Origin of the sequence: Micromonospora sp. NPDC005324 (genome assembly GCF_040607155.1) — a bacterium.
Classification (GTDB): Bacteria; Actinomycetota; Actinomycetes; order Mycobacteriales; family Micromonosporaceae; genus Micromonospora; species Micromonospora trifolii.
Window position 1 is genome coordinate 21361 of record NZ_JBEXGE010000021.1, and the last position, 20448, is coordinate 41808.

General features: G+C 71.8%; 21 protein-coding genes. 9 read left to right on the plus strand and 12 right to left on the minus strand.

Annotated features, from left to right (window positions below):
- Positions 1 to 5 precede the first annotated feature (5 nt).
- The 9 genes from ABZS40_RS21715 to ABZS40_RS21755 are packed head-to-tail and all read right to left on the minus strand — an operon-like array spanning position 6 to position 9642.
- The gene (locus ABZS40_RS21715; protein WP_354945126.1) at positions 6 to 1310 is read right to left on the minus strand and encodes an enolase C-terminal domain-like protein; all 1305 of its coding nucleotides are present in this window, start codon (positions 1308 to 1310) and stop codon (positions 6 to 8) included.
- Positions 1310 to 2149 carry a fumarylacetoacetate hydrolase family protein gene (locus ABZS40_RS21720; protein WP_354945127.1) on the minus strand — a complete coding sequence of 280 codons (840 nt, stop codon included), beginning with the start codon at positions 2147 to 2149 and terminating at the stop codon, positions 1310 to 1312. Before ABZS40_RS21720 ends, ABZS40_RS21715 begins: the two co-directional genes overlap by 1 nt.
- A complete protein-coding gene (locus ABZS40_RS21725) occupies positions 2146 to 2988 on the minus strand; it encodes an amidohydrolase family protein (RefSeq protein ID WP_354945128.1) in 843 nt (280 codons plus the stop codon). The genes ABZS40_RS21720 and ABZS40_RS21725 overlap by 4 nt, the downstream gene beginning before the upstream one ends.
- Entirely contained in the window at positions 2985 to 3962 is a 978-nt protein-coding gene (locus tag ABZS40_RS21730) for an aldo/keto reductase (protein ID WP_354945129.1), read from the minus strand. Before ABZS40_RS21730 ends, ABZS40_RS21725 begins: the two co-directional genes overlap by 4 nt.
- Positions 3959 to 5491 (minus strand): sugar ABC transporter ATP-binding protein, encoded by a 1533-nt coding sequence (locus ABZS40_RS21735; protein ID WP_354945130.1) that lies wholly within the window; start codon positions 5489 to 5491, stop codon positions 3959 to 3961. Before ABZS40_RS21735 ends, ABZS40_RS21730 begins: the two co-directional genes overlap by 4 nt.
- Positions 5488 to 6429: an ABC transporter permease gene (locus ABZS40_RS21740; RefSeq protein WP_354945131.1), complete on the minus strand. Its 942-nt coding sequence runs from the start codon at positions 6427 to 6429 to the stop codon at positions 5488 to 5490. Before ABZS40_RS21740 ends, ABZS40_RS21735 begins: the two co-directional genes overlap by 4 nt.
- A 5-nt stretch (positions 6430 to 6434) precedes the next feature.
- Complete coding sequence (locus ABZS40_RS21745; protein WP_354945132.1) at positions 6435 to 7508, minus strand: ABC transporter permease; 1074 nt, start codon at positions 7506 to 7508, stop codon at positions 6435 to 6437.
- Positions 7505 to 8593, minus strand: a complete 1089-nt coding sequence (locus ABZS40_RS21750; RefSeq protein ID WP_354945133.1) for a mandelate racemase/muconate lactonizing enzyme family protein — start codon at positions 8591 to 8593, stop codon at positions 7505 to 7507. Before ABZS40_RS21750 ends, ABZS40_RS21745 begins: the two co-directional genes overlap by 4 nt.
- Positions 8593 to 9642 (minus strand): sugar ABC transporter substrate-binding protein, encoded by a 1050-nt coding sequence (locus ABZS40_RS21755; protein ID WP_354945134.1) that lies wholly within the window; start codon positions 9640 to 9642, stop codon positions 8593 to 8595. The genes ABZS40_RS21750 and ABZS40_RS21755 overlap by 1 nt, the downstream gene beginning before the upstream one ends.
- A gap of 124 nt (positions 9643 to 9766) precedes the next feature.
- Between ABZS40_RS21755 and ABZS40_RS21760 the strand changes: the two genes are divergently transcribed.
- From ABZS40_RS21760 to ABZS40_RS21775, 4 genes are read left to right on the plus strand one after another with little or no spacing between them, the layout of a single operon-like run.
- Positions 9767 to 10486, plus strand: a complete 720-nt coding sequence (locus ABZS40_RS21760) for a GntR family transcriptional regulator (protein ID WP_354945135.1) — start codon at positions 9767 to 9769, stop codon at positions 10484 to 10486.
- A gap of 28 nt (positions 10487 to 10514) precedes the next feature.
- A complete protein-coding gene (locus ABZS40_RS21765) occupies positions 10515 to 11225 on the plus strand; it encodes a (Fe-S)-binding protein (RefSeq protein ID WP_354945136.1) in 711 nt (236 codons plus the stop codon).
- A complete protein-coding gene (locus ABZS40_RS21770) occupies positions 11222 to 12667 on the plus strand; it encodes a LutB/LldF family L-lactate oxidation iron-sulfur protein (protein WP_354945137.1) in 1446 nt (481 codons plus the stop codon). Before ABZS40_RS21765 ends, ABZS40_RS21770 begins: the two co-directional genes overlap by 4 nt.
- On the plus strand, positions 12664 to 13266 hold the full coding sequence (locus ABZS40_RS21775) for an LUD domain-containing protein (RefSeq protein ID WP_354945138.1): 603 nt from the start codon (positions 12664 to 12666) through the stop codon (positions 13264 to 13266). Before ABZS40_RS21770 ends, ABZS40_RS21775 begins: the two co-directional genes overlap by 4 nt.
- On the opposite strand, the gene ABZS40_RS21780 is transcribed toward ABZS40_RS21775, so the two are convergent.
- Positions 13255 to 13755 (minus strand): signal peptidase II, encoded by a 501-nt coding sequence (locus ABZS40_RS21780; RefSeq protein WP_354945139.1) that lies wholly within the window; start codon positions 13753 to 13755, stop codon positions 13255 to 13257. The genes ABZS40_RS21775 and ABZS40_RS21780 overlap by 12 nt on opposite strands.
- Before the next feature lie 177 nt (positions 13756 to 13932).
- Between ABZS40_RS21780 and ABZS40_RS21785 the strand changes: the two genes are divergently transcribed.
- From ABZS40_RS21785 to ABZS40_RS21805, 5 genes are read left to right on the plus strand one after another with little or no spacing between them, the layout of a single operon-like run.
- Entirely contained in the window at positions 13933 to 15531 is a 1599-nt protein-coding gene (locus tag ABZS40_RS21785) for an ABC transporter substrate-binding protein (protein ID WP_354945140.1), read from the plus strand.
- Positions 15501 to 16520: an ABC transporter permease gene (locus ABZS40_RS21790; protein WP_354945141.1), complete on the plus strand. Its 1020-nt coding sequence runs from the start codon at positions 15501 to 15503 to the stop codon at positions 16518 to 16520. The genes ABZS40_RS21785 and ABZS40_RS21790 overlap by 31 nt, the downstream gene beginning before the upstream one ends.
- Complete coding sequence (locus tag ABZS40_RS21795) at positions 16513 to 17397, plus strand: ABC transporter permease (protein WP_354945142.1); 885 nt, start codon at positions 16513 to 16515, stop codon at positions 17395 to 17397. Before ABZS40_RS21790 ends, ABZS40_RS21795 begins: the two co-directional genes overlap by 8 nt.
- A complete protein-coding gene (locus ABZS40_RS21800; RefSeq protein ID WP_354945144.1) occupies positions 17394 to 18398 on the plus strand; it encodes an ABC transporter ATP-binding protein in 1005 nt (334 codons plus the stop codon). The genes ABZS40_RS21795 and ABZS40_RS21800 overlap by 4 nt, the downstream gene beginning before the upstream one ends.
- The gene (locus ABZS40_RS21805) at positions 18395 to 19075 is read left to right on the plus strand and encodes an ATP-binding cassette domain-containing protein (protein WP_354945145.1); all 681 of its coding nucleotides are present in this window, start codon (positions 18395 to 18397) and stop codon (positions 19073 to 19075) included. Before ABZS40_RS21800 ends, ABZS40_RS21805 begins: the two co-directional genes overlap by 4 nt.
- Positions 19076 to 19145: 70 nt before the next feature.
- Here ABZS40_RS21805 and ABZS40_RS21810 read toward each other — a convergent pair whose 3' ends face one another.
- Both ABZS40_RS21810 and ABZS40_RS21815 read right to left on the minus strand, forming a co-directional pair.
- A complete protein-coding gene (locus tag ABZS40_RS21810; RefSeq protein WP_354945146.1) occupies positions 19146 to 20045 on the minus strand; it encodes an ABC transporter substrate-binding protein in 900 nt (299 codons plus the stop codon).
- Between the two features lie 164 nt (positions 20046 to 20209).
- A complete protein-coding gene (locus ABZS40_RS21815; RefSeq protein ID WP_354945147.1) occupies positions 20210 to 20401 on the minus strand; it encodes a hypothetical protein in 192 nt (63 codons plus the stop codon).
- Between the last annotated feature and the right edge of the window lie 47 nt (positions 20402 to 20448).

The following is a 20448-nucleotide window of genomic DNA, read 5'->3' on the forward strand; positions in this document are numbered from 1 at the left end:
CGCCGTCAGACCCATGCCGGCCCGTCGGGGTACGCGTAGGTGGCCAGGCTCTCCGGACGCATCGCGGCGGAGAACCCGGGAGCGCTGGGCGCCACGTAGTGCCCGTCCTTGATCACCACCGGATCGAGGAAGTGCTCGTGCAGGTGGTCGACGTACTCGACGACCCGGTCGCGCATCGAGCCGGACACGGCCACGAAGTCGAACATCGACAGGTGCTGCACCAGCTCGCACAGGCCCACTCCCCCGGCGTGCGGGCAGACCGGCACCCCGTACTTCATGGCCAGCAGCAGGATGGCGACGTTCTCGTTCACGCCGCCAACCCGGCACGCGTCGATCTGCACGACGTCGACGGCGTCAGCCTGGAGCAGTTGTTTGAACACGACCCGGTTCGCGACGTGCTCGCCGGTGGCGACCCGGATCGGCCCGCCGTCGGGTGCGCTGGTGGCCAGGGCGGACCGGATCGCCGCGTGGGCGAGCACGTCGTCGGGACTGGTCGGCTCCTCGATCCACCACGGGTCGTACGGTGCCAGCTCCCGCATCCGGTCGACCGCCTCGGCGACGTCCCAGCGCTGGTTGGCGTCGAGCGCGATCCGGATCTGCGGGCCGACCGCCTCGCGGGCGATCTTCAGGCGGCGCACGTCGGCGGCGGCGTCCGCGCCCACCTTCAGCTTGATCTGGGTGAACCCGTCGGCCACGGCCTGCCGGGCCAGCCGGACCACCTTGTCGTCGGGGTAGCCGAGCCAGCCGGGTGACGTGGTGTACGCGGGGTAGCCCCGCTCGGTCAGCCGGGCGATCCGGTCGGCCCGGCCCGGCTCGGCGGCACGCAGGATCTCCAGCGCCTCGTCGGGGGTGAGGGCGTCGGTGAGGTAGCGCCAGTCGACCAGGTCGACGATCTGCTCGGGGCTGAGGTCGGCCAGGTAGCGCCAGACCGGCTTGCCAGCTCTCTTGGCGACCAGGTCCCACATCGCGTTGATCACCGCTGCGGCGGCCAGGTGCATGACGCCCTTCTCGGGGCCGAGCCAGCGCAGCTGCGAGTCCTGGGTGAGCGAGCGGGCGAACGCACCGAGGTCCACGGTGTCCGGATCGAGGCCGACCACGTACGGCACCAGCGCGTCGATGGCCGCCCGGCAGACGTCGTTTCCCCGCCCGATGGTGAAGGTGAATCCGTGCCCGTCCGGGCCGTCGTCGGTGCTCAGCACCAGGTACGCGGCCGAGTAGTCGGGGTCGGGGTTCATCGCGTCGGAGCCGTCGAGGTCCCGCGAGGTCGGGAACCGGACGTCGTACGTGTCGACCGAGGTGATCACCGCCATCAGGCGTCCCGGAGCGTGTTGCGCTGCCGGCCGAGGCCGTCGATCTCGACCTCCATCACGTCGCCGACGGCCAGGTACGGGAACCGGCCGGAGAGCGCCACCCCCTGCGGGGTGCCGGTGTTGATGACGTCGCCCGGGTCCAGGACGGTGTACTGGGACAGGTGCCAGACCAGGTACGCCACGTCGAAGATCATGTCCTTGGTGCCGGAGTCCTGGCGGGGCTCGCCGTTGACCCAGGAACGCAACCGCAGCGCCTGCGGGTCGGCGATCTCGTCGGCGGTGACCAGCCACGGGCCGAGCGGTTGGAACGTCTCGCAGGACTTGCCCTTCGACCACTGGCCGCCGGAGACCGCGAGTTGGAAGTCCCGCTCGGAGACGTCGTTGGACAGCACGTACCCGGCGATGTGCCCGCGGGCGTCGGCCGGTGAGGCGAGGTAGCGGGCCCGTCGACCGATCACCACGGCCAGCTCCACCTCCCAGTCGGTCTTCGTCGACCCGCGCGGGATCAGGACCTCGTCGTACGGGCCGACGACGGTGTTGGGCGCCTTGTAGAAGATGATCGGGTCGGTCGGTGGCGCGGCGCCCGACTCGGCGGCGTGCGCGGCGTAGTTCTGCCCCACACAGAGCACCACCCCGGGCCGGGCGATCGGTGCGCCGACCCGCTGAACGGTGACGTCGATCTCGGGCAGGTCGGTGGCCTCGCGGGCCCGCCGGAGGCCGTCGCCGGCGAGGAACTCGCCGTCGATGTCGGTGGTGAGCGACGAGAGGTCGAAGTGCCGCCCGTCGACGTACAGCACGGGGCGTTCCCGCCCCACGGGCCCGACGCGCAGAAATCTCACGAACCAACCTCCAGTGCATAGGTACGAATTGCGGTGCCGGCCAGGACGTCTGCCCGCTCGGTGGCCGACAGCTCCCCCAGGCTGGCGTGGATCGCCGTCCACGCCTCGGCGTGCGAGGCGACGAGGTCGCAGACGGGCCAGTCCGAGCCGGCCATCAGCCGGTGCGGGCCGAACAGCTCCAGCGCGGTGTCGACGTACGGGCGGATGTCGGCCACCTGCCACCCGGGGCCGGCTTCGGTGAGCAGGCCGGAGAGCTTCGCGACGACGTTGTCGCAGCCGGCCAGGTCGCGTACCGCCGTGCGCCACTCGGTGAGGCCGGCGGCGGCGATCCTCGGCTTGCCCAGGTGGTCGAGGACGAAGGTGGTGCCCGGCGTGGCCCGCGCCGCGTCGGCGCAGCTGCTCAGCTGTCCGACGTGGACGACCAGGTCGAAGGTGAGGCCGGCGGACCCGATCGCCGCGAGGGCGGCGCGCACCTCGGGGCGGGCCAGGTGCCCGGGGTCGGCGACGCCCTGCACCTGGTCGCGGAGCCCGACCAGCTTGGTCGCGCCGGGCAACTCGCGGTAGCCGGCGAGGGTGGCGGCGATGGCCGGGTCGGTGAGCGACGCCCAGCCGACCACGCCGGCGATCCGGGGCGTGGTGGCGGCGTGGGCCAGAAACTCGGCGGTCTCCTCGGCGTCGCAGCGGCCCGCCTCGACCAGCACGGTCGCCGTCACCCCGGCCTCGTCCAGCCGGGGTACGAGGTCGGCGATGGTGTAGTCGCGCCGGATCGTCTCCAGGCCCGGTGCGGCGAGCCACTGGTAGTCGGCGGTCCACAGGTGGTGGTGCGCATCGATGATCACGGCGTCGGCACCTCGCTCGGCAGCAGCCCTTCGGCCTTGAGATCGGCCCACAGCGCGCCGGGCACGTCCCACTCGAACATCGCCACGTTGTCGGCGATCTGCTCCGGGTCCCGGGCGCCGACCACCACGCTGGCGACCGCCGGGTGCCCGAGCGGAAACTGGATCGCCGCGGCCCGCAGCGGTACGCCGTGCCGCTCGCACACCGACCGGATCGCTGTGGCCCGGTCGAGCAGCCTCCGGTCGGCCGGGGCGTAGTCGTAGTGGGCGCCCGGTGTCGGGTCGGCCAGCAGGCCCGAGTTGTAGACCCCGGCGGCGATGATCGCGATCCCCTTCGCCTGGCACAGCGGCAGCAGCTCGTCGAGGCCGGACCGGTCGAGCAGCGTGTACCGGCCGGCGAGCATGAAGCAGTCGAAGTCGCCGGCGTGGGCCAGCTCGACCAGCGCCGGGGCCTGGTTCATCCCGGCGCTGACGGCGCCGATCTCGTCGGCCTGCCGCAGCTGCGCCAACGCCGGGTACGCCCCGGCGACCGCCTCGGCGAGGTGGTCGTCCGGGTCGTGGATGTGCGCGATGTCGATCCGGTCCAGCCCCAACCGGGCCAGGCTCTCCGCGTGGGACCTGCGTACCCCGGCGGCGGAGAAGTCGAACTGTGGCGTGAGGTCGGTCGGCTCGGCCCAGAACTCCTGCCGGTCACCACCGTCGGGGACGAGCAGCCGACCCACCTTGGTGGAGACTGTGAACGCGTCGCGCGGCTTGCCGGCGAGGACCGCCCCGGCGCGCCGCTCGGAGAGGCCGCAGCCGTAGAGCGGTGCGGTGTCGAAGTATCGGAGCCCGAGATCCCAGGCCGCCTCGACGGTGGCGTGGGCGACCTCGTCACCGACGGCGTCGAACATTCCACCGATCGGGGCGAGCCCCAGCCCGAGCCGGGTCACCACCACGTCGGTACGCCCCAGGGTCACCAGTTCGGTGGCCTTCACGCGACGACCCCCTGCCCGTCATGGATGAACCGGATCACCGACTGACTCATCCGGTCGTAGTCGTGGTCGTTGTCCAGTTCACCAACAATGGCGAACTCCCGCATCACCGCGATCCGGTCGGCGAGGGTGACCATCTCCGGCAGATCCGACGAGATCAGCAGGATGGCCATCCCCCGCGCGGCCAGGCCGGCGATCAACTCGTGGAAGGCCGCCTTGGTGCGCACGTCGATGCCGACGGTGGGCTCGTCGATGATGAGCACGTCGCAGTCGGCCGCCAGCCACTTGGCCAGGCTGACCTTCTGCTGGTTGCCGCCGGAGAGCTGACCGGCGTGCTGGTCGGGCGAGGCGAGTCGGATGCCCAGCCGATCGGCGTACTCGTCGACCAGGGACCGCTCCGCCCGGGCCCGGACCAGCCCGAGCCGGGCCAGCTTGCGCCACACCGTCACCGCGGTGTTGCGGGCCACGGTCTGGTCGAGGAAGAGGCCCTCCTCCTTGCGGTTCTCGGTGACGTAGCCGATCCGGTACCGGTGCAGGGCGTCGCCCACGTCCCGGATCCGGGCCGGACGCCCATGCACCAGCACCTCGCCGGCGGTGATCCGGTCGAGGCCGAGCAACGCCTTGGCCAGCTCGCTGCGGCCCGCGCCGACCAGCCCGTACAGGCCGACGATCTCGCCGGGGCGGACGGCGAGGCTGACGTCGTGGTGGCCTGCGGTGGTGGCGACGTGGTCGAGAGCCAGCGCCGGTTCGACGTCCGCCGCGACGGTCCGGGCGGCGAGGTGCACCTGCTGGTACGCGCGGCCGACCATCAGGTCGACGATCTCCTCGCGGCTGTGGTCGGCGAGGGGTTCCGCCTCGGCGACGCTGCGCCCGTCGCGCAGCACTGTCACCGTGTCGGCAACCGCGAAGACCTCCTCCAGTTTGTGGCTGACCAGCACTGTGGCGTGACCCCGCTCGGACAGCCGACGCACGATGCCGTAGAGCCGGTCGGCCTCGTCGTTGGTCAGCGACGCTGTCGGTTCGTCGAGCAGCAGCACCGTCGAGTCCGCCGACAGGGCCTTGGCGATCTCCACCAGTTGCAGCTGGGCCACCGACAGCCGCGACACCGGCAGGTCGGGGTCCAGGTCGAGGTCGAGCAGGTCGAGGCAACGGCGGGCCTCGGTACGCAGCGCCGCCCGGTCGAGCAGGCCGGCGCGGCGGGGCAGGTGCTGCAGGCAGATGTTCTCGGCGACGCTGAACGCCGGGATCAGGTTCCGCTCCTGGTGCACGACGCCGATGCCGGCCCGCTGGGCGTCCTGCGGGTTGCCCAGCTGCACCGCGCGCAGCTCGCCGTCGGGCCCGGGCAGCCGCAGGAGCCCACCGTCCGGCCGGTACACCCCGGTCAGGATCTTGATCAGGGTGCTCTTGCCGGCGCCGTTCTCGCCGAGCAGCGCGTGCACGCTGCCGGCGCTCACTGTCAGCGTCGCCTCGTCCAGGGCGCGTACCCCGGGGAACGTCTTGACCAGTTTCTCCGCGGACAGCACGACGCTCATCGTGGACCTCCGGAGAGCTTCTCGCGGAACTGACCGAGCAGCACCGCGCCGAGGACGACAGCGCCGATGATGAGGTCCACCCACCGCCGGTTGATGTCGAACTGGGACTGGCTCACGTCGACCAGCCGTACCAGGAAGGCGGCGAGCACCGTGCCGGTCACGCTGATCATGCCGCCGGCCAGGGCCACCCCACCGATGATCGGCGCGGCGAAGCTGGGCAGCAGCAGGTCGTCGCCGATCGAGGCGTTCACCGAGCCGAAGGCGGCCACCACGATCACCGCGGCGAAACCGGCCAGCAGCCCCGACAGGGTGTGGGCCAGCACGAGCGCCCGGTCGTTGGAGATGCCGGACAGCCGGGCGGCGAACGGGTTGCCGCCGGAGGCGAGCAGGTGCCGTCCGGGCACTGTGCGTCGGAAGAAGAGGGCCACCGCGACGGCGATCGCGACCGCCAGCAGGAAGACCACTGGTACGCCGGCCACTGACGCCTGCCCGAACTCACGCAGGCCGGGTGAGTAGCCCTGGTAGGTGCCGGTGCCGTTCACCCCGTACCGCAGCCCTTCGAGGATCGTCATGGTGGCGAGGGTGACGATGAACCCGTTGATCCGGGTGAAGATCACCAGCAGGCCGTTGACCAACCCGACGACGGCGCCGAGGGCCAGCGCGGCGAGCACCGCGACCGGGGCGGGCAGCCCGGCGTCGATCATCAGCCAGCCCGAGGCCACCGCGCAGAACCCGGTGAGCACGCCCACCGAGAGGTTCATCTGACCGACGGCGAGCACCACCATCTGGGCCAGGCCGATGACGATCGGCAGGGCGAGGAAGCGCAGGAAGGCGTCCAGGGTGCCGGCGGTGAGCAGGTTGAAGTCGGTGGCGACAGCGAGCGCCGCGAACCCGAGCGCCGCGATCACCGCGAGGGTGAACTCGTTGGTCCGGATCACGCTCCTCACGATGGTGACACCGCCCTTCGCTCGGCGAGCACGGCCCGCAGCCGGTCCAGCGACAGCGCCGCGAGCAACACGAGTCCGATGTAGAGCTTCAGCTCCTCCAGGGAGAACTGGAGCAGGTTGAGGCCCTTGTAGATGACCTGGGTGAGGGTCGCGCCGAGCGCGGTGCCGAGAACGCTGACCGCACCACCGGCGAGCAGCGTCCCACCGAGCACCGGGGCCAGGAACGACGGCAGCAGGAACGACTCACCGATGTTGGCGGAGAAGGCGCCGTTGTTGGCGGCGAGCAGGAACCCGGCCAGCGCGGCGAGCAGCCCGCTCAACGCGTGCGCGGCGACGACCCGGCGGTGGGTGGGGATGCCGGACAGCTCGGCGGCGACGGTGTTGGAGCCGATCATCAGGATCTCCCGGCCCAGCCGGGCGTGCCGGAACAGCAGCCCGACACCGAGCGCCGCGGCGACAGCGATCGGCACTACCAGCGGGATCCGGGGTCCGCAGACCTCGCCTATGCAGTAGTCGGCGAAGGTGTCGAAGCGCAGGGCGGACAGCCCACTCGGCTGCACCGCGAACGACACCCCGCCGGTCGCCCAGGTGTAGAGGATCGTGACGAGGCCCAGCAGCCCGAAGTCGAGCGCGAGGGTGACCACGAAGGAGTTCACGCCGGTCTTGGCGATGAGCAGGCCGGCGAGCGCGCCAATGCCCGCCCCGACGGCAAGACCCACGAGCAGCCCGACCAGCAGCGGCACGCCGAGCCGGTCGTAGGCCAGGCCCATCGCGAAGGTGGACAGAGCGGCCATCCGGCCCACGGCCATGTTCATGTGCCCGAGTGAGAGCACGGCGAGCTGGGCGAGACCGACCACGACGTACACGCTGATGTCGGCCTGTAGCGGTGCCAGGGTGAGGCGGGGGTCGAGGAACGCGGGCGTGAGCGACGAGAAGAGGACGACCAGCGCGGCGATGACGATGAGCAGGCCGAGCCGGGGGTTCGCCCAGACCGGCAGGGCCCTGGCCGGCGGCCTGGTGTCCGCGGCCGGAGGGACCGCCGGCGCCTCCGGCGCTGTTTCCGTCTTCACGCCACCCTCCTGTCCTCGATCGCGTCGCGGTCCCAGTCGATGCCGAGGCCCGGCTCGCCGGGGGCGAGCGCGTGGCCGTCGACGATCGCGATCTCGGTCCGGGTGATCGCGCGCAGTTGCGGGATGTGCTCGACGTAGCGGCTGTTCGGTACGGCCGCGCAGAGGCTCACGTGCAGTTCCATCAGGAAGTGTGGGCAGACCACCACGTTGCACGCCTCGGCCAGGTGCGCGACCTTGAGCCACGGGGTGATGCCGCCGATGCGCGCGACGTCGACCTGGACGACGCCGGCTGCCTGCCGGCGTAGGTACTCGGCGAAGTGGCCGATCGAGTACATCGACTCCCCCACCGCGACCGGGATGCTGCTCGCGCGGGCCAGCAGTTCGTGCCCGGCGACGTCGTCGGCGGGCAGCGGCTCCTCGAACCAGGCGAGCTGGTGCGGTTCGAGCAGCCGGGCCCGGCGGATCGCCTCGGCGGCGGTCAGCGACTGGTTGGCGTCGACCATCACGTCGACGTGGTCGCCGATGGCCGCCCGGACCGCGCCGATGCGGGCGGCGTCCTCTGCCGCGTTGGGCTTGCCCACCTTCAGCTTGACGCCGGGCCAGCCGGCCGCCTGGGACGCCTTCGCGCCGGCGACCAGCTCGTCCTCGGTGAGGTGCAGCCAGCCACCCTCGGTGTCGTAGAGCGGGATGCGGTCCTTGGCGCCACCGGCGAGCACCCACAGCGGCAGGCCGGCGGCACGGGCCCGCAGGTCCCACAGCGCGGTGTCGACAGCGGCGAGCGCCAACGAGGTGATGGCCCCGACAGCTGTGGCGCGGGTGGCGGCGTGCAGGTCACGCCAGACCGCCTCCACCCGGGCGGCGTCGCGGCCGACGAGGTGCGGCAGCAGGTAGTCGCGCAGCAGCGCGAGCACCGCGGTGCCGCCGGTCCCGATCGTGTACGCGTACCCCGTGCCGTGCCCGCCGTCGGCCGTGCGCACCTCGACGAAGAGCGTCTCCTGCTTGAGGAACGCCTGTACCGCGTCGGTGCGGACGGTCTCGACGGGAATGTCGACGAGGTACGCCTCGGCCTTGGTGATGGTCGACATCAGCTGCACTTGAGCAGGTCGCCGTCGAACTTCTTCCGCAGTGCCTCGGTGGTGGCGGTGCGGTCGGCCTCGTAGCCGTCCAGGTTGTCAGTGGTTACCACGAACGAGCCCGAGTCGATGGTCACTCCGGCTTCGGCCATGGTGCAGCCGCCGCTGAGCTTCATCAGGGCGTACGAGCCGACCTGGGCCTGACCGACCGGGTTCTGCAGGATGGTGGCGGCCACCGAGCCGCCGCGCAGCCCGTCGAGGACCGTCGGGTCGTCGTCGATGGCGACGACCTTGATGGGCAGCTTCGACTGGCGGACGCCCTCGGCCGAGGCGACCGCCGGGTTGTAGGCGGTGTTCACGATCGCCTGGATCTGGCGGCCCTTCGCGGCGAGGAGGTCGGCCACGGCCCGCTGCGCGCTCTGTAGGTCCTTGTCGATGTCGGTGACGCTCTGGATCAGGGTCACCTTGCCACCGGTCTCGGCGACCGCCTTCTCCACGCCCGCGATCCGGCGCTGGGTGTTGGAGTCGACCTTGTTTCCGGTCAGGTGCACCAGGTTGCCCTGACCCCCGATCGCGTCGATGGCGGCCTTGGCACCCTTGTACGCGGCGACCTCCACGTCGGTGGAGAGGCAGAAGTCGGCCTTGTTGGCCCCGGCCGGGCAGGAGGCCAGCGAGCCGACGGGGAAGCCCTGCCGCTTGAGGTCCTCGAAGGTGGAGTTGATGTTGTCCGGCGAGACGCCGAAGACGCCGAAGGCGTTGTAGCCCTGCGCGGCGAGAGACTTGAGCACGTCGTTCTGCTTGGTCTGGTCCCAGCCGGCGGTCTCGTTGAAGGTGACGTCGCCGAGCGCGAGTTCGGTCTTGGCCTTGGCCCCGGCGTCCTTCCAGGGCTGGAAGTACGGGTGCGAGCCGCCGGGCACGAGCGCGACCTTGACCTGGGCCGGTTCCCGGCCGCCGGCTTCGGCGTCGGTGTTGTCGCTCTTCTTCGTGCAGGCCACAGTGGTCGTGGCGAGGGCCATGACGGTGAGGCCGGAGCCGATTCGGGACAGCATCTTGCGCGACATGTTCGTCTCCTCGGGGGTGGCGGTGGCGAGACGGTGGCGAGGGAACCTATTTCCTATAGGATGTTGCTTTGCTAGTGTGTACTCGCTCACACCGGCACAGTCAAGGGGTTGCTGAGGAGACGAGATGGCCCAGCAGGAACCTCGCGAGGGTCGACTCCGTCCCGCCCGTCGACTCACCCTCACCGAGGACGTCTACGAGTCGATAAAGACGCTGGTCATGGACCACATCCTTCCCCCCGGCGAACGGGTCAACATCGACGCGCTCGCCCGGGAGCTGGATGTCTCCCCCACCCCGGTCCGCGAGGCCCTCGCCCGACTGGAGGCCGACGGCCTGGTCCGTAAACGCCCGCTCTTCGGCTACACCACCACCCCGCTGCTGAGCCGCGCCGAGTTCGACGACCTGTTCGACGTCCGCCAACTGCTGGAGGGCGCCACCGCCGGACGGGCCGCCACGCACGCCTCCGCCGAAGCCCGCCAACGGATCAGCGCCGAGGCGGCGGCGAGCATCGACGTGGAGGCCGGCGACGGCTATCGCCGACACGCCGCCTTCACCGCGCTGGACGCGAAGTTCCACGACCTGATCGCCGAGGTCTCCGGCAGCCCCCTGCTGCGGGACACCATCACGCGGCTGCACTCACACCTGCACCTGCACCGGCTGTACTTCCCGGTCGCCGGCGCGCCGGACACCAACACCGAGCACCAGCGCATCGCCGCCGCCATCGTCGCCGGTGACGCGGCAGCCGCCACCGGAGCGATGCGCGCCCACCTCAGCGCCGCCCGGGAGCGCCACCTGCCCGCCTTCGACCAGCTCCCCACCCCCGCGACACCGCGCGACTCGGCGTGACCCACCCCCACAGATCCGAGGAGCCGCCATGCGGATCGCCCTCTTCATCACCTGCGTCAACGACCTCGCGTTCCCGGCCACCGGCATCGCTGTCACCCGCATCCTGCGGCGACTCGGCCACACCGTCGACTTCCCCGCCGACCAGACCTGCTGCGGGCAGATGCACGCCAACACGGGTTACCGGGCCGAGGCCATGCCCATGGTGCGCAACTACGTCGACGTCTTCGACTCCTACGACGCCATCGTCGCGCCGTCCGGGTCGTGCACCGCGATGATCCGCGACCAGTACCCGCACCTGCACCCACCCGCCGCCTCGGTGGCCGCCCGCACCTACGAGCTGTCCGAGCTGCTCGTCGACGTCCTCGGCGTCACCGACGTCGGCGCCGAGTTCCCGGAGACGGTCACCTACCACCCCACCTGCCACGGCCTGCGCATGCTGCGCCTCGGCGACCGGCCGCTGACCCTGCTGCGCCAGGTGCGCGGGATCAAGCTGGTCGAGCTGGGCGACGCCGAGGAGTGCTGTGGTTTCGGCGGCACGTTCGCCCTGAAGAACCCGGACGTCTCCACCGCGATGCTCACCGACAAGTGCGCCCGGGTCCGCGACACCGGCGCGCGGGTGCTCGCCGCGGCCGACAACTCCTGCCTGGCGCACATCGGCGGCGGCCTCGACCGCCACCGCTCAGGCGTACGGGCCGTGCACTACGCAGAGATTCTCGCCGAGACGGGAGGCACCTCATGAGCCAACCGGTCGCACCCGCCACCGGGAGCGGGCGGATCCGCACGCCGTTGCCGTTCCCCACCGCCGCCAAGCCGGCCGTCGCCGACACGCAACTGCGGGCCAACCTGCACCGGGCCACCCGCACCATCCGAGCCAAACGAGCCCGGGTCGTCGACGAGGTGCCCGACTGGGAGGCCCTACGGGACGCGGGCGCGGCGATCAAGGCGGACGTCCAACGTCGCCTGCCGGAGCTGCTGGAGCAGTTCGAGGCGTCCGCCACCGCTGCCGGCGCCACTGTGGACTGGGCCCGCGACGCGGCCGAGGCGTGCCGGATCGTTGTCGCGTTGACCCGGGCCGCCGGGGCCGACGAGGTCGTGAAGGTCAAGTCGATGGCGACCCAGGAGATAGAGCTCAACGAGGCGCTGGAGGCCGCCGGGATCGCCGCGTACGAGACCGACCTGGCGGAACTGATCGTGCAGCTCGGCGACGACACCCCCTCGCACATCCTGGTGCCGGCCATCCACTACAACCGGGCCCAGATCCGGGAGATCTTCCAGCGTCGCATGGCCGACGCGCCGGCCGACCTGAGCGACGAACCGGCCGCGCTGGCCGAGGCGGCCCGCGCCCACCTGCGACGGCGTTTTCTCTCGGCCCGGGTCGCCGTCTCCGGCGCCAACTTCGCCGTCGCCGACACCGGCACGCTCGTGGTGGTGGAGTCCGAGGGCAACGGCCGCATGTGCCTCACCCTTCCCGAGACGCTGATCAGCGTCGTCGGCGTCGAGAAGCTGCTGCCGACCTTCACCGACCTGGAGGTCTTCCTGCAACTGCTGCCGCGGTCCTCGACCGGCGAGCGGATGAACCCGTACACCTCGATGTGGACCGGCGTCAGCCCCGGCGACGGCCCGCAGGACATGCACGTCGTGCTCGTCGACAATGGTCGGTCCGCTGTGCTCGCGGACCCGGTCGGGCGGCCGGCGTTGTCCTGCATCCGCTGCTCCGCGTGCCTCAACGTCTGCCCGGTGTACGAGCGGGCCGGCGGGCACGCGTACGGCTCGGTGTACCCGGGGCCGATCGGGGCGATCCTGTCGCCGCAGCTGACCGGCGTCGCCGACAACGCCTCGCTGCCGTACGCGTCGACCCTCTGCGGCGCCTGTTACGACGTGTGCCCCGTGAAAATCAACATTCCGGAGATCCTGGTCCACCTCCGCCAGCAGGCACCGCACCCGCCCGCCGAACGGGCCACCATGCGCGTCCTGTCCTGGGTGATGCGCAGCCCTCGACGCTGGGCCGCCGCCCTGCGCCTGGCCCGGGCCGGCGCGGGGCCGCTCGGGGCGTACCGTGAGCGGCGCACCGGCGCTCGCACGCTGCGGCGACTGCCCTGGCCCGCGTCGGCGTGGACCCGGTCGCGAGACCTGCCGCTGCCCGCGCCGCAGACCTTCCGGGAATGGTGGGGAAAGCAGTGAGCGCACGTGACGAGATCCTGGCGCGGCTCCGGACGGCACTGGCCGACAGCCCGCCGCCGGTGGAGGTGCCCCGCGGGTACCGCCGGGTCGACGACCGCCCCGACCTGATCGCCACCCTGGTCGACCGTCTGGAGGACTACCGGGCCGTCGTCCACAGTGGCATCAATGCTCTACACCGCTTGCTCACCGAGGTCGACCGGCTCGCCGTCCCCACCGACGTCCCCGCCGACTGGCTGGCCGGCTACGCCGGAGAGCTGCACCGCGACGCGCCCCCGCTGTCACCGGCCGCGCTCGACGACCTGGACGCGGTCCTGACCGGCTGCGCCGTCGTGGTCGCCGACACGGGCACGATCATCCTGGACGCCGGCCCGGCGCAGGGGCGGCGCGCGCTCACCCTGGTGCCCGACCGGCACATCTGCGTCGTCCGCACCGACCAGGTCGTCGGTCTGCTGCCGGAGGCGCTGACCCGACTGGACCCGCGCGCCCCGCTGACCTGGATCTCGGGCCCGTCCGCGACAAGCGACATTGAGCTCAACCGCGTCGAGGGGGTGCACGGCCCGCGCCGCCTGGAGGTGGTCCTGGTCGGATCAGGAGTCTGACGACACCTGCTCACGGGTCTCGCCCGCCGTGTCCCGCAGGGGAACGCCCCGCACGTTGAGCAGCATGATGATGCCCACGCCGAGCACCAGCGCGATGTCGGCCACGTTGCCGACGAAGAAGCCGGCGTAGTCGATGAAGTCCACCACATGCCCGCGAGCGAACCCCGGCTCCCGGAAGAGGCGGTCCAGCAGGTGCGTCGCCGCGCCGCCGAGCACCAGGCCCAGCGCCACCGCCCAGGCGCGTGACGTGACCCGCCGCGCCACGACCGTCACCGCGACCACCGCCGCCGCTGCGAACACCGCGAAGATCCAGGTGTACGCGGAGCCGATCGAGAAGGCAGCACCCGGGTTGTACAGGAGTCGCAGTTGCAGCAGGTCACCGAGGATGGTGATGGTCTGCCCGTCGGAGAGCGCGGACTCGGCCCAGTACTTGGTGAGCTGATCCGCGGCGAGCACCACAGCAGCGATCAACACGACGGCGCGGAACATCCCGGAACCCTAGCCGGTCACCGGCGACCGTCACCACCGACGCCTGGCTCCCGATCCACCACATAATGCATGTCTCTGGTAATTGCCAAGGAGTTGCAACTGTGCCACCGTGATGATCAACGGTTGCGGCGCCGCGCCCACCCGACCACGATCCTCCCCACACCACAGGAGCCCTCTGTGACTCGGTTGCGTCCGACTTTCCGACGCCTCGTGGCGTCGACCGCGGCGGCGGGGATGCTCGTCCTCGCCGGGTGCTCGGCCCCGGCCACTCCCGACGGCTCATCCGGCGGCGCGACGCTGGTCGTCGCCACCTCCGATGAGCCGGACGCGTTGAATCCGGTGCTCAACTACGGCGTCGACGGCGCCTCGCTGATCTTCGACGGCCTCGTCAGCCGGGACGACGACAACCGCCTCGTCGCCGGTCTGGCCACGGCGTTGCCGGAGCTGTCACCCGATGGGCGCACGGTGACCGCGAAGCTCCGCGACGGCGTGCAGTTCCACGACGGCACCGCGCTGACCGCTCAGGACGTCGTCTTCACGTACCAGGCCGTGCTGGACCCGACTGTCGACTCGACGCTCCGCTCCGACCTGGACATGGTGGAGTCGGTGACCGCGCCCGACGCGGCCACCGTCGTGTTCCGGCTGCGCTACCCGTACGCGCCGTTCCTGCAGCGACTCACCCTCGGCATCGTGCCGGCCAAGCTGCTCAGCGGGCAGGACATCAACACCGCCGGGTTCAACCGCAAGCCGATCGGGACCGGGCCGTACAAGGTCGAGTCCTGGACGCCGGGCGACCGGCTGGTGCTCACTGCCAACGAGCGCTACTTCGGCGGCCGGCCGGCGAACAACCGGGTGGTGGTGGCGTTCGTCGCCGACGACAACGTCCGCGCCCAGCGGGTGCGAGCCGGTGAGTTCGACGCCGCCGAGTTGCCGCCGAAGCTCGCCTCCGGGTTCGACTCCGATGCCGCGTACCGGGTGCAGCGGGTGCCGACCGCCGACTACCGGGGCGTGATGCTGCCGATGGGCAACCCGGTCCTCGCCGACCCGGCGGTCCGCCGGGCGCTCAACCTGGCCGTCGACCGGGCCGCGATGGTGTCCGGGCTCCTCGGCGGCGCCGGCGAGCCGGCGTTCGGGCCGATCCCCCCGACCTCCGAGATCGCCGATCCCTCGGTTCTCGGCAAGCCGACCGCCGACGCGACGGCGGCCGGTGCGCTGCTCGACGCGGCCGGCTGGAGGCCGGGTGCGGGTGGGGTACGGGCCAAGGACGGCCGACCGGCACGGTTCACGCTGATGTACCCGGCGAGCGACACGCTGCGCAAGGACCTGGCCCTCGCCGTCACCGCCGACGCGAAGAAGATCGGCATCGAAGTGACTCCGGCAGGGCTCACCTGGGACGCCATCGACCCGCGGATGAGGTCCGACGCCCTGCTGATGGGCTACGGCACGCCGTACGACCCGGACTTCGTCTCGTACAAGCTGTTCGGCTCCCAGTTCGCGGGGCAGGGCTACTTCAACCCTGGCTCGTACCGCTCCGAGGTGACTGACCGGGCTCTGCAGGAGGGTCGGGACCAGATCGACCCGGCCCTTCGCAAGGCCGCGTACGCGCAGTTCCAGAAGCAGTTGGCGGCCGACGTACCGTGGCTGTTCCTCACCTACCTGCGGCACACCTACGTGCTGAAGTCCTCCGTCCAGGGCGTGGCCCCCCGGGTCGAGGCGCACGAGCACGGGGTGGCGAACAGCATCTGGTGGAACATCAACACCTGGACGCGCTCGTGACCCGCCCCGGCCGACTGGCCGGGGCCGGAGCGGTGGTCCGGCGGCGGCTCCTGGTCGCGGTGCCGGTGCTCGCCGCGACAAGCATCGGAATGTTCGCCCTCGGCGCCGCCTCGCCGGTCGACCCGGCCAAGCAGTACGCGGGTGCGGCGGCCTTCACGGCCAGCGAGGAGAACCTGGCACAGCTCCGCGCCAACTGGGGTCTCGACGACCCACTGCCGGTGCAGTACCTGCGCTGGATCGGCAACCTGCTCCAGGGCGATCTGGGCTGGTCGACCAGCCGCCACGAGCCGGTCGCCGCGGTGCTCGCCGCCCGGGCCGGCTGGACGCTGCTCCTGATCGCTGTGACCCTGGCCCTGGTCCTGGTCGCGAGCCTGCTGCTGGGCGCGCTGGCCGCGTACCGCAGGGGTGGGTTGTTCGACAGCGCGTTGCGGACGGCCGCCTACGCTGTCGAGTCGATGCCGGTCTTCTGGTTGGGCCTGGCCGCGATCGCCGTGTTCGCGCTGGCCCTGGGCTGGTTTCCGGCGGGTGGGCTCACCGACGTCACAGCGACCAGCACCTCCTGGGCGGACGTGGCGCACCACCTGATCCTGCCGGTCGGGGTGTTGGCAGTGTCCCAGGCACCGTGGTTCGTGCTGTTCGTCCGGGACGCGGTCGCGGAGAGCATGCGCGACGACCACGTGCTCGCGGCGCGGGCCCGCGGGTTGCCCGGGCGGACGGTGCTGTTCGGGCACGCGCTGCGGACCGCGCTGCTGCCGTTCCTCACACTGGTCGGCACCCACCTGCCCGAGTTGGTCGGCGGGGCGGTGCTGGTCGAGACGGTCTTCTCGCTGCCGGGCCTCGGCGCCGTCACTGTCGCCGCCGCGCTGGGCAGCGACTTCCCGCTGTTGGCGGCGATCACGCTGGTCACCACAGCTGTGGTGCTGGCCGCGAACCTCGTGACCGACCTCGCCTACGCCGCCGCCGACCCGAGGGTACGACTCGATGGCTGACCTCGCTGCCCGACCGCCGCTGCTGCGGGTGGCCCGATCGCGGCTGCGGCTGCGACCCGGCCAGACCGGTGTCGTCATCGCCGGTCTGGTCCTCCTCGTCGCCGTCGTCGGGTCGCTCCTGGCCCCGCTCGTCTGGCCGCTGGACCAGAGCGCGGTGGCCCTGGACCAGACCCGGTCGGCGCCATCCTGGAGCCACCTCGCCGGCACCGACGATCTGGGCCGCGACGTGGCGCACCGTGCCGTCTACGGACTGCGGGTCTCGTTGCTCGTCGGTGCGGTCGCCGCGCTCGTCGCCACAGTCCTCGGCGGCGTGGTCGGCGGGATCGCCGGCACGCTCGGCGGCCGGGTCGACCGGATCCTGATGCGGATCGTGGACACCGTCGCCGCGATGCCGCACCTGCTGCTGGGCATCTTCATCGTCGCCATGCTGCGTCCCAGCCTCGGTGCCGTGATCGCCTCCGTCGGGCTCACCCACTGGCTCTCCACCGCCCGCATCGTCCGATCCGAGTTGTTGAGCCTTCGGACCCGACCGTTCATCGACGCCGCCATCAGCGGCGGAGCCGGCCGACTCCGGGTCCTCACCCGGCACCTGCTGCCGCACGTCCTGCCCCGGCTGGCGCTGGCCACCACCCTGATGATCCCGCACGCGGTGTGGCACGAGACCGCCCTGTCGTTCCTCGGCCTCGGCCTACCGCCGCACCTCGCCTCGCTGGGCAACATGATCAATGACGGTCAGGGGTCGCTGCTGACCGGTGCCTGGTGGGCCAGCCTGGCGCCGGGTGCGGTCATCGTCGTCGTCACCCTCGCCATCGCGGTGCTCGCCGCCCGCTGGCGCGACCGCCTCGATCCCCGGGTCCGAGCGGAGCTGCACCTGTGACCACCACCCAATCCGTTCCCGCCCCAGCGCCGCCCCGCGCCGCCGCGAACCAGCCGCTGCTTGTCGTGGACAGCCTCGGCGTCGAGTTCCAGCTCCGGGACTCGCGCGTGCGCGCCGTCAGCGATCTCAGCCTCACCGTGCGAGCCGGCGAACTGCTGGCCATCGTCGGTGAGTCCGGCTGCGGCAAGTCCGTCCTGGCCCACGCCCTGCTCGGCCTCCTGCCGGGCAACGCCACGACCACCGGTCACGCCATGCTGCGCCACCCCGGCACCGACCCGGTCGACCTGGTCACCTGCGGCCAGCGCCACCTGGCCCGCAGGGTACGCGGGCGCCGGGTCGGGCTGGTCCCGCAGAGCCCGGCCACCGCCCTCAACCCGGTCCGCACCGGACGGCGACTGCTCGCCGAGACGCTGCGGGCGCACGGCCGCGACCGCGCCGACGCCGACCAACTCGCGGTCGATGTCGGGCTCGACCCGGCGGACCTGGACCGCTACCCCCACGAGCTGTCCGGTGGCATGGCACAGCGTCTGGTCACCGCGCTCGCGCTGGCACCCGACCCGTCGCTGCTCATCGCCGACGAGCCCACCACCGGGCTCGACCGACCCCTCGTCGATCACACCCTCGACCTGCTGCGTCACCGCTGCGACAACGGCTCGGCGGTCGTGCTCATCACGCACGACCTGGCCGCCGCCCGCCGTGTCGCCGACACCGTCGCCGTGATGTACGCCAGCCGCATCGTGGAACACCGCGACACCGACCAGCTCTTCACCGCGCCCGCCCACCCGTACGCCGCGGCGCTGCTCGACGCCCTGCCGGAGCGCGCCTTCCGGCCGGTGCCGGGCGATCCGCCGATGCTCACCGCGCTGCCCCCCGGGTGCGCGTTCGCGCCCCGCTGCCCACGCCGCACCGACACCTGCGCGGACCGTCCACGGCCGACACCGGCCCCCGGTAGCGGCACTGTTGCCTGCCACCACCCGATTGCCACCGGAGCCACCACGTGACAAACGCGCAGCACCTGCTCGCCGACGAGGTGACCGTCGGGTACGGCCGCCAGGTCGTCCTCGACGGCGTCACACTGCGGGTCGGCCGGGGAGAGACGGTCGGACTGCGCGGGCCGTCCGGCTGTGGAAAGTCGACACTGGTCCGGGTCCTGGCCCTGCTGCACCGCCCCGATCGAGGCCGGGTCAGCATCGACGGCACCCCTGTCGACGCCGTCCGGTACGCCGTTCCGGTCGCCCTACGGACCCGCGTCGCCGCCCTCTTCCAGAGCCCGCGCGCCGCCGCCGACCCTCGACTGAGCCTCACCGATCTGATCGCCGAACCGCTGCGCGCCATCCGGACGCCCGAGGCGACAGTCCGCGAGCGAGTGGCCGAATTGGCCGACCTCGTCGGCCTCACCGCCGATCTGCGCAGCCGACGGCCACACGCCGTCTCCGACGGGCAACTGCAACGTGCCTGTCTCGCGCGGGCCCTCGTACACCGCCCCGACTACCTGCTCTGCGACGAGGCGACAGCGATGCTCGACGCCTCGACCCAGGCGCACGTCGCCGCCGTCATCCGCGACTACCAGCGGACCCAGCAGGCCGGTGTCCTGGTCATCAGCCACGACGAGACCCTGCTGGACCGCTGGAGCGACCGGATCGTCGACCTGGCCGGCACAGCGAGGGCACGCGCCTGACCCGCGATCGGGCCGGGGCAGCAGGCGATCGGCGACGGCTGTCTATCCCGGCCGCTCAGGCGCTGCAGCGTCAGCCGACGTCGAGGGGCACCCGCCGAGCGCGGGAGTCGGGGCGGCCGGCGAGGATGGCGGCGAGGATCTCCGCGCCGTCGACGACCCTCGGGCCGGGGCGGTTGAAGTAGGCAGGCCCGTCGACCACCCACACCTGCCCCTGACGGACCGCGGGCAGGTCCGCCCAACCGGGTTGCGCGGTCGCCACGGACAACTCGTCGAAGGTTCGCTCGGGCGTGAACCCGCACGGCCCGAACACCACCACCTCGGGCGCCAGGTCCGCCACCACCGACCACAACTGCGGGGTGCTGTGCGCGCCCGGCCCGAGCAGCAGAGACCGCCCGCCCGCGTAGGCGATCTGCTCCGGCACCCAGTGTCCGCCAGGCATCAACGGGTCGAGCCACTCGACGAACAGCACCGTCGGCCCGCCGGTCACCGGCCCCGGCAACGCGGCGAGGCGACGCTCGGCGTCGGCTCGGATCTCCGCCGCCCTGCCTTCGGTGCCGGTCAGCGCGGCCACGGCATCGACAGTGTCCAGGATCCCGTCGATGGTCCTCGCCTCCAGGGACATCACACTGGTGTCGAGATCGATCAGACCAACCGCGTCGTTGACCCGCTCGTAGGAGACCGCACACACATCGCACAGATCCTGGGTCAGGATCAGATCCGGCTTCAACCCCTCCAGCACGGCGACGTCGAGCTGGTACAACGACGAGCCTCGGTGCGCGTCACCGGCGATCGCCGCCGAGATCTCCCGACTCGTCAAGGCCTCAGGCAGGGACGTCGCGGTCACCGCCGGGATGTCCGCCAGGGCCCCCGGCGGCCAGTCACACTCGTGGGTACGCCCGACCAGGTGCCCGGTCAGACCGAGCATGGCCACGATGTCCGTGGCCGCCGGCAGCAGGGAAACGATTCGCACACCCGCCTGCCTACCAGGCGCGCCCGAGCCACGTCCAATTCCCGACAGCGGGACCATGGCGGCCATCGCTACGAGCCGCGGCTCAGGCCTCCTCGGCGCCGTCGAGCAGCGGCGGCACCGGTCGGCTGGCACGGATGCGAGACCCCGCTACCGCACTGCTGGCGTCAGACGAGGTGCTGGATGCGGACCCTTGGGCGCTCGTTCCTGAGGTGGCCGTGCGTGTGTTGGCGGACCTGTTCGTCCCAGACCTCCTGGTCGTAGTCGGCGCGTAGCTCGCGCTGCCGCGTGCGGCAGGGCCAGGGCGCATAGCAGCCGCCGCAGCTCCAGTTCGGCAGCACCGGGCCGTGCGTGGTCATGCGCGGCCTCCGAGCAACGCCGCCGTCATCGACCGGGCCTGCCGGCT

Excerpts from the sequence above, each read along its gene's own strand:
- ABZS40_RS21715 (WP_354945126.1), bottom strand. The coding sequence starts at position 1,310 with ATGGCGGTGATCACCTCGGTCGACACGTACGACGTCCGGTTCCCGACC.
- ABZS40_RS21735 (WP_354945130.1), bottom strand. The coding sequence starts at position 5,491 with ATGAGCGTCGTGCTGTCCGCGGAGAAACTGGTCAAGACGTTCCCCGGG.
- ABZS40_RS21750 (WP_354945133.1), bottom strand. The coding sequence starts at position 8,593 with ATGTCGACCATCACCAAGGCCGAGGCGTACCTCGTCGACATTCCCGTC.
- ABZS40_RS21755 (WP_354945134.1), bottom strand. The coding sequence starts at position 9,642 with ATGTCGCGCAAGATGCTGTCCCGAATCGGCTCCGGCCTCACCGTCATG.
- ABZS40_RS21760 (WP_354945135.1), top strand. The coding sequence starts at position 9,767 with ATGGCCCAGCAGGAACCTCGCGAGGGTCGACTCCGTCCCGCCCGTCGA.
- ABZS40_RS21765 (WP_354945136.1), top strand. The coding sequence starts at position 10,515 with ATGCGGATCGCCCTCTTCATCACCTGCGTCAACGACCTCGCGTTCCCG.
- ABZS40_RS21770 (WP_354945137.1), top strand. The coding sequence starts at position 11,222 with ATGAGCCAACCGGTCGCACCCGCCACCGGGAGCGGGCGGATCCGCACG.
- ABZS40_RS21780 (WP_354945139.1), bottom strand. The coding sequence starts at position 13,755 with ATGTTCCGCGCCGTCGTGTTGATCGCTGCTGTGGTGCTCGCCGCGGAT.
- ABZS40_RS21795 (WP_354945142.1), top strand. The coding sequence starts at position 16,513 with ATGGCTGACCTCGCTGCCCGACCGCCGCTGCTGCGGGTGGCCCGATCG.
- ABZS40_RS21815 (WP_354945147.1), bottom strand. The coding sequence starts at position 20,401 with ATGACCACGCACGGCCCGGTGCTGCCGAACTGGAGCTGCGGCGGCTGC.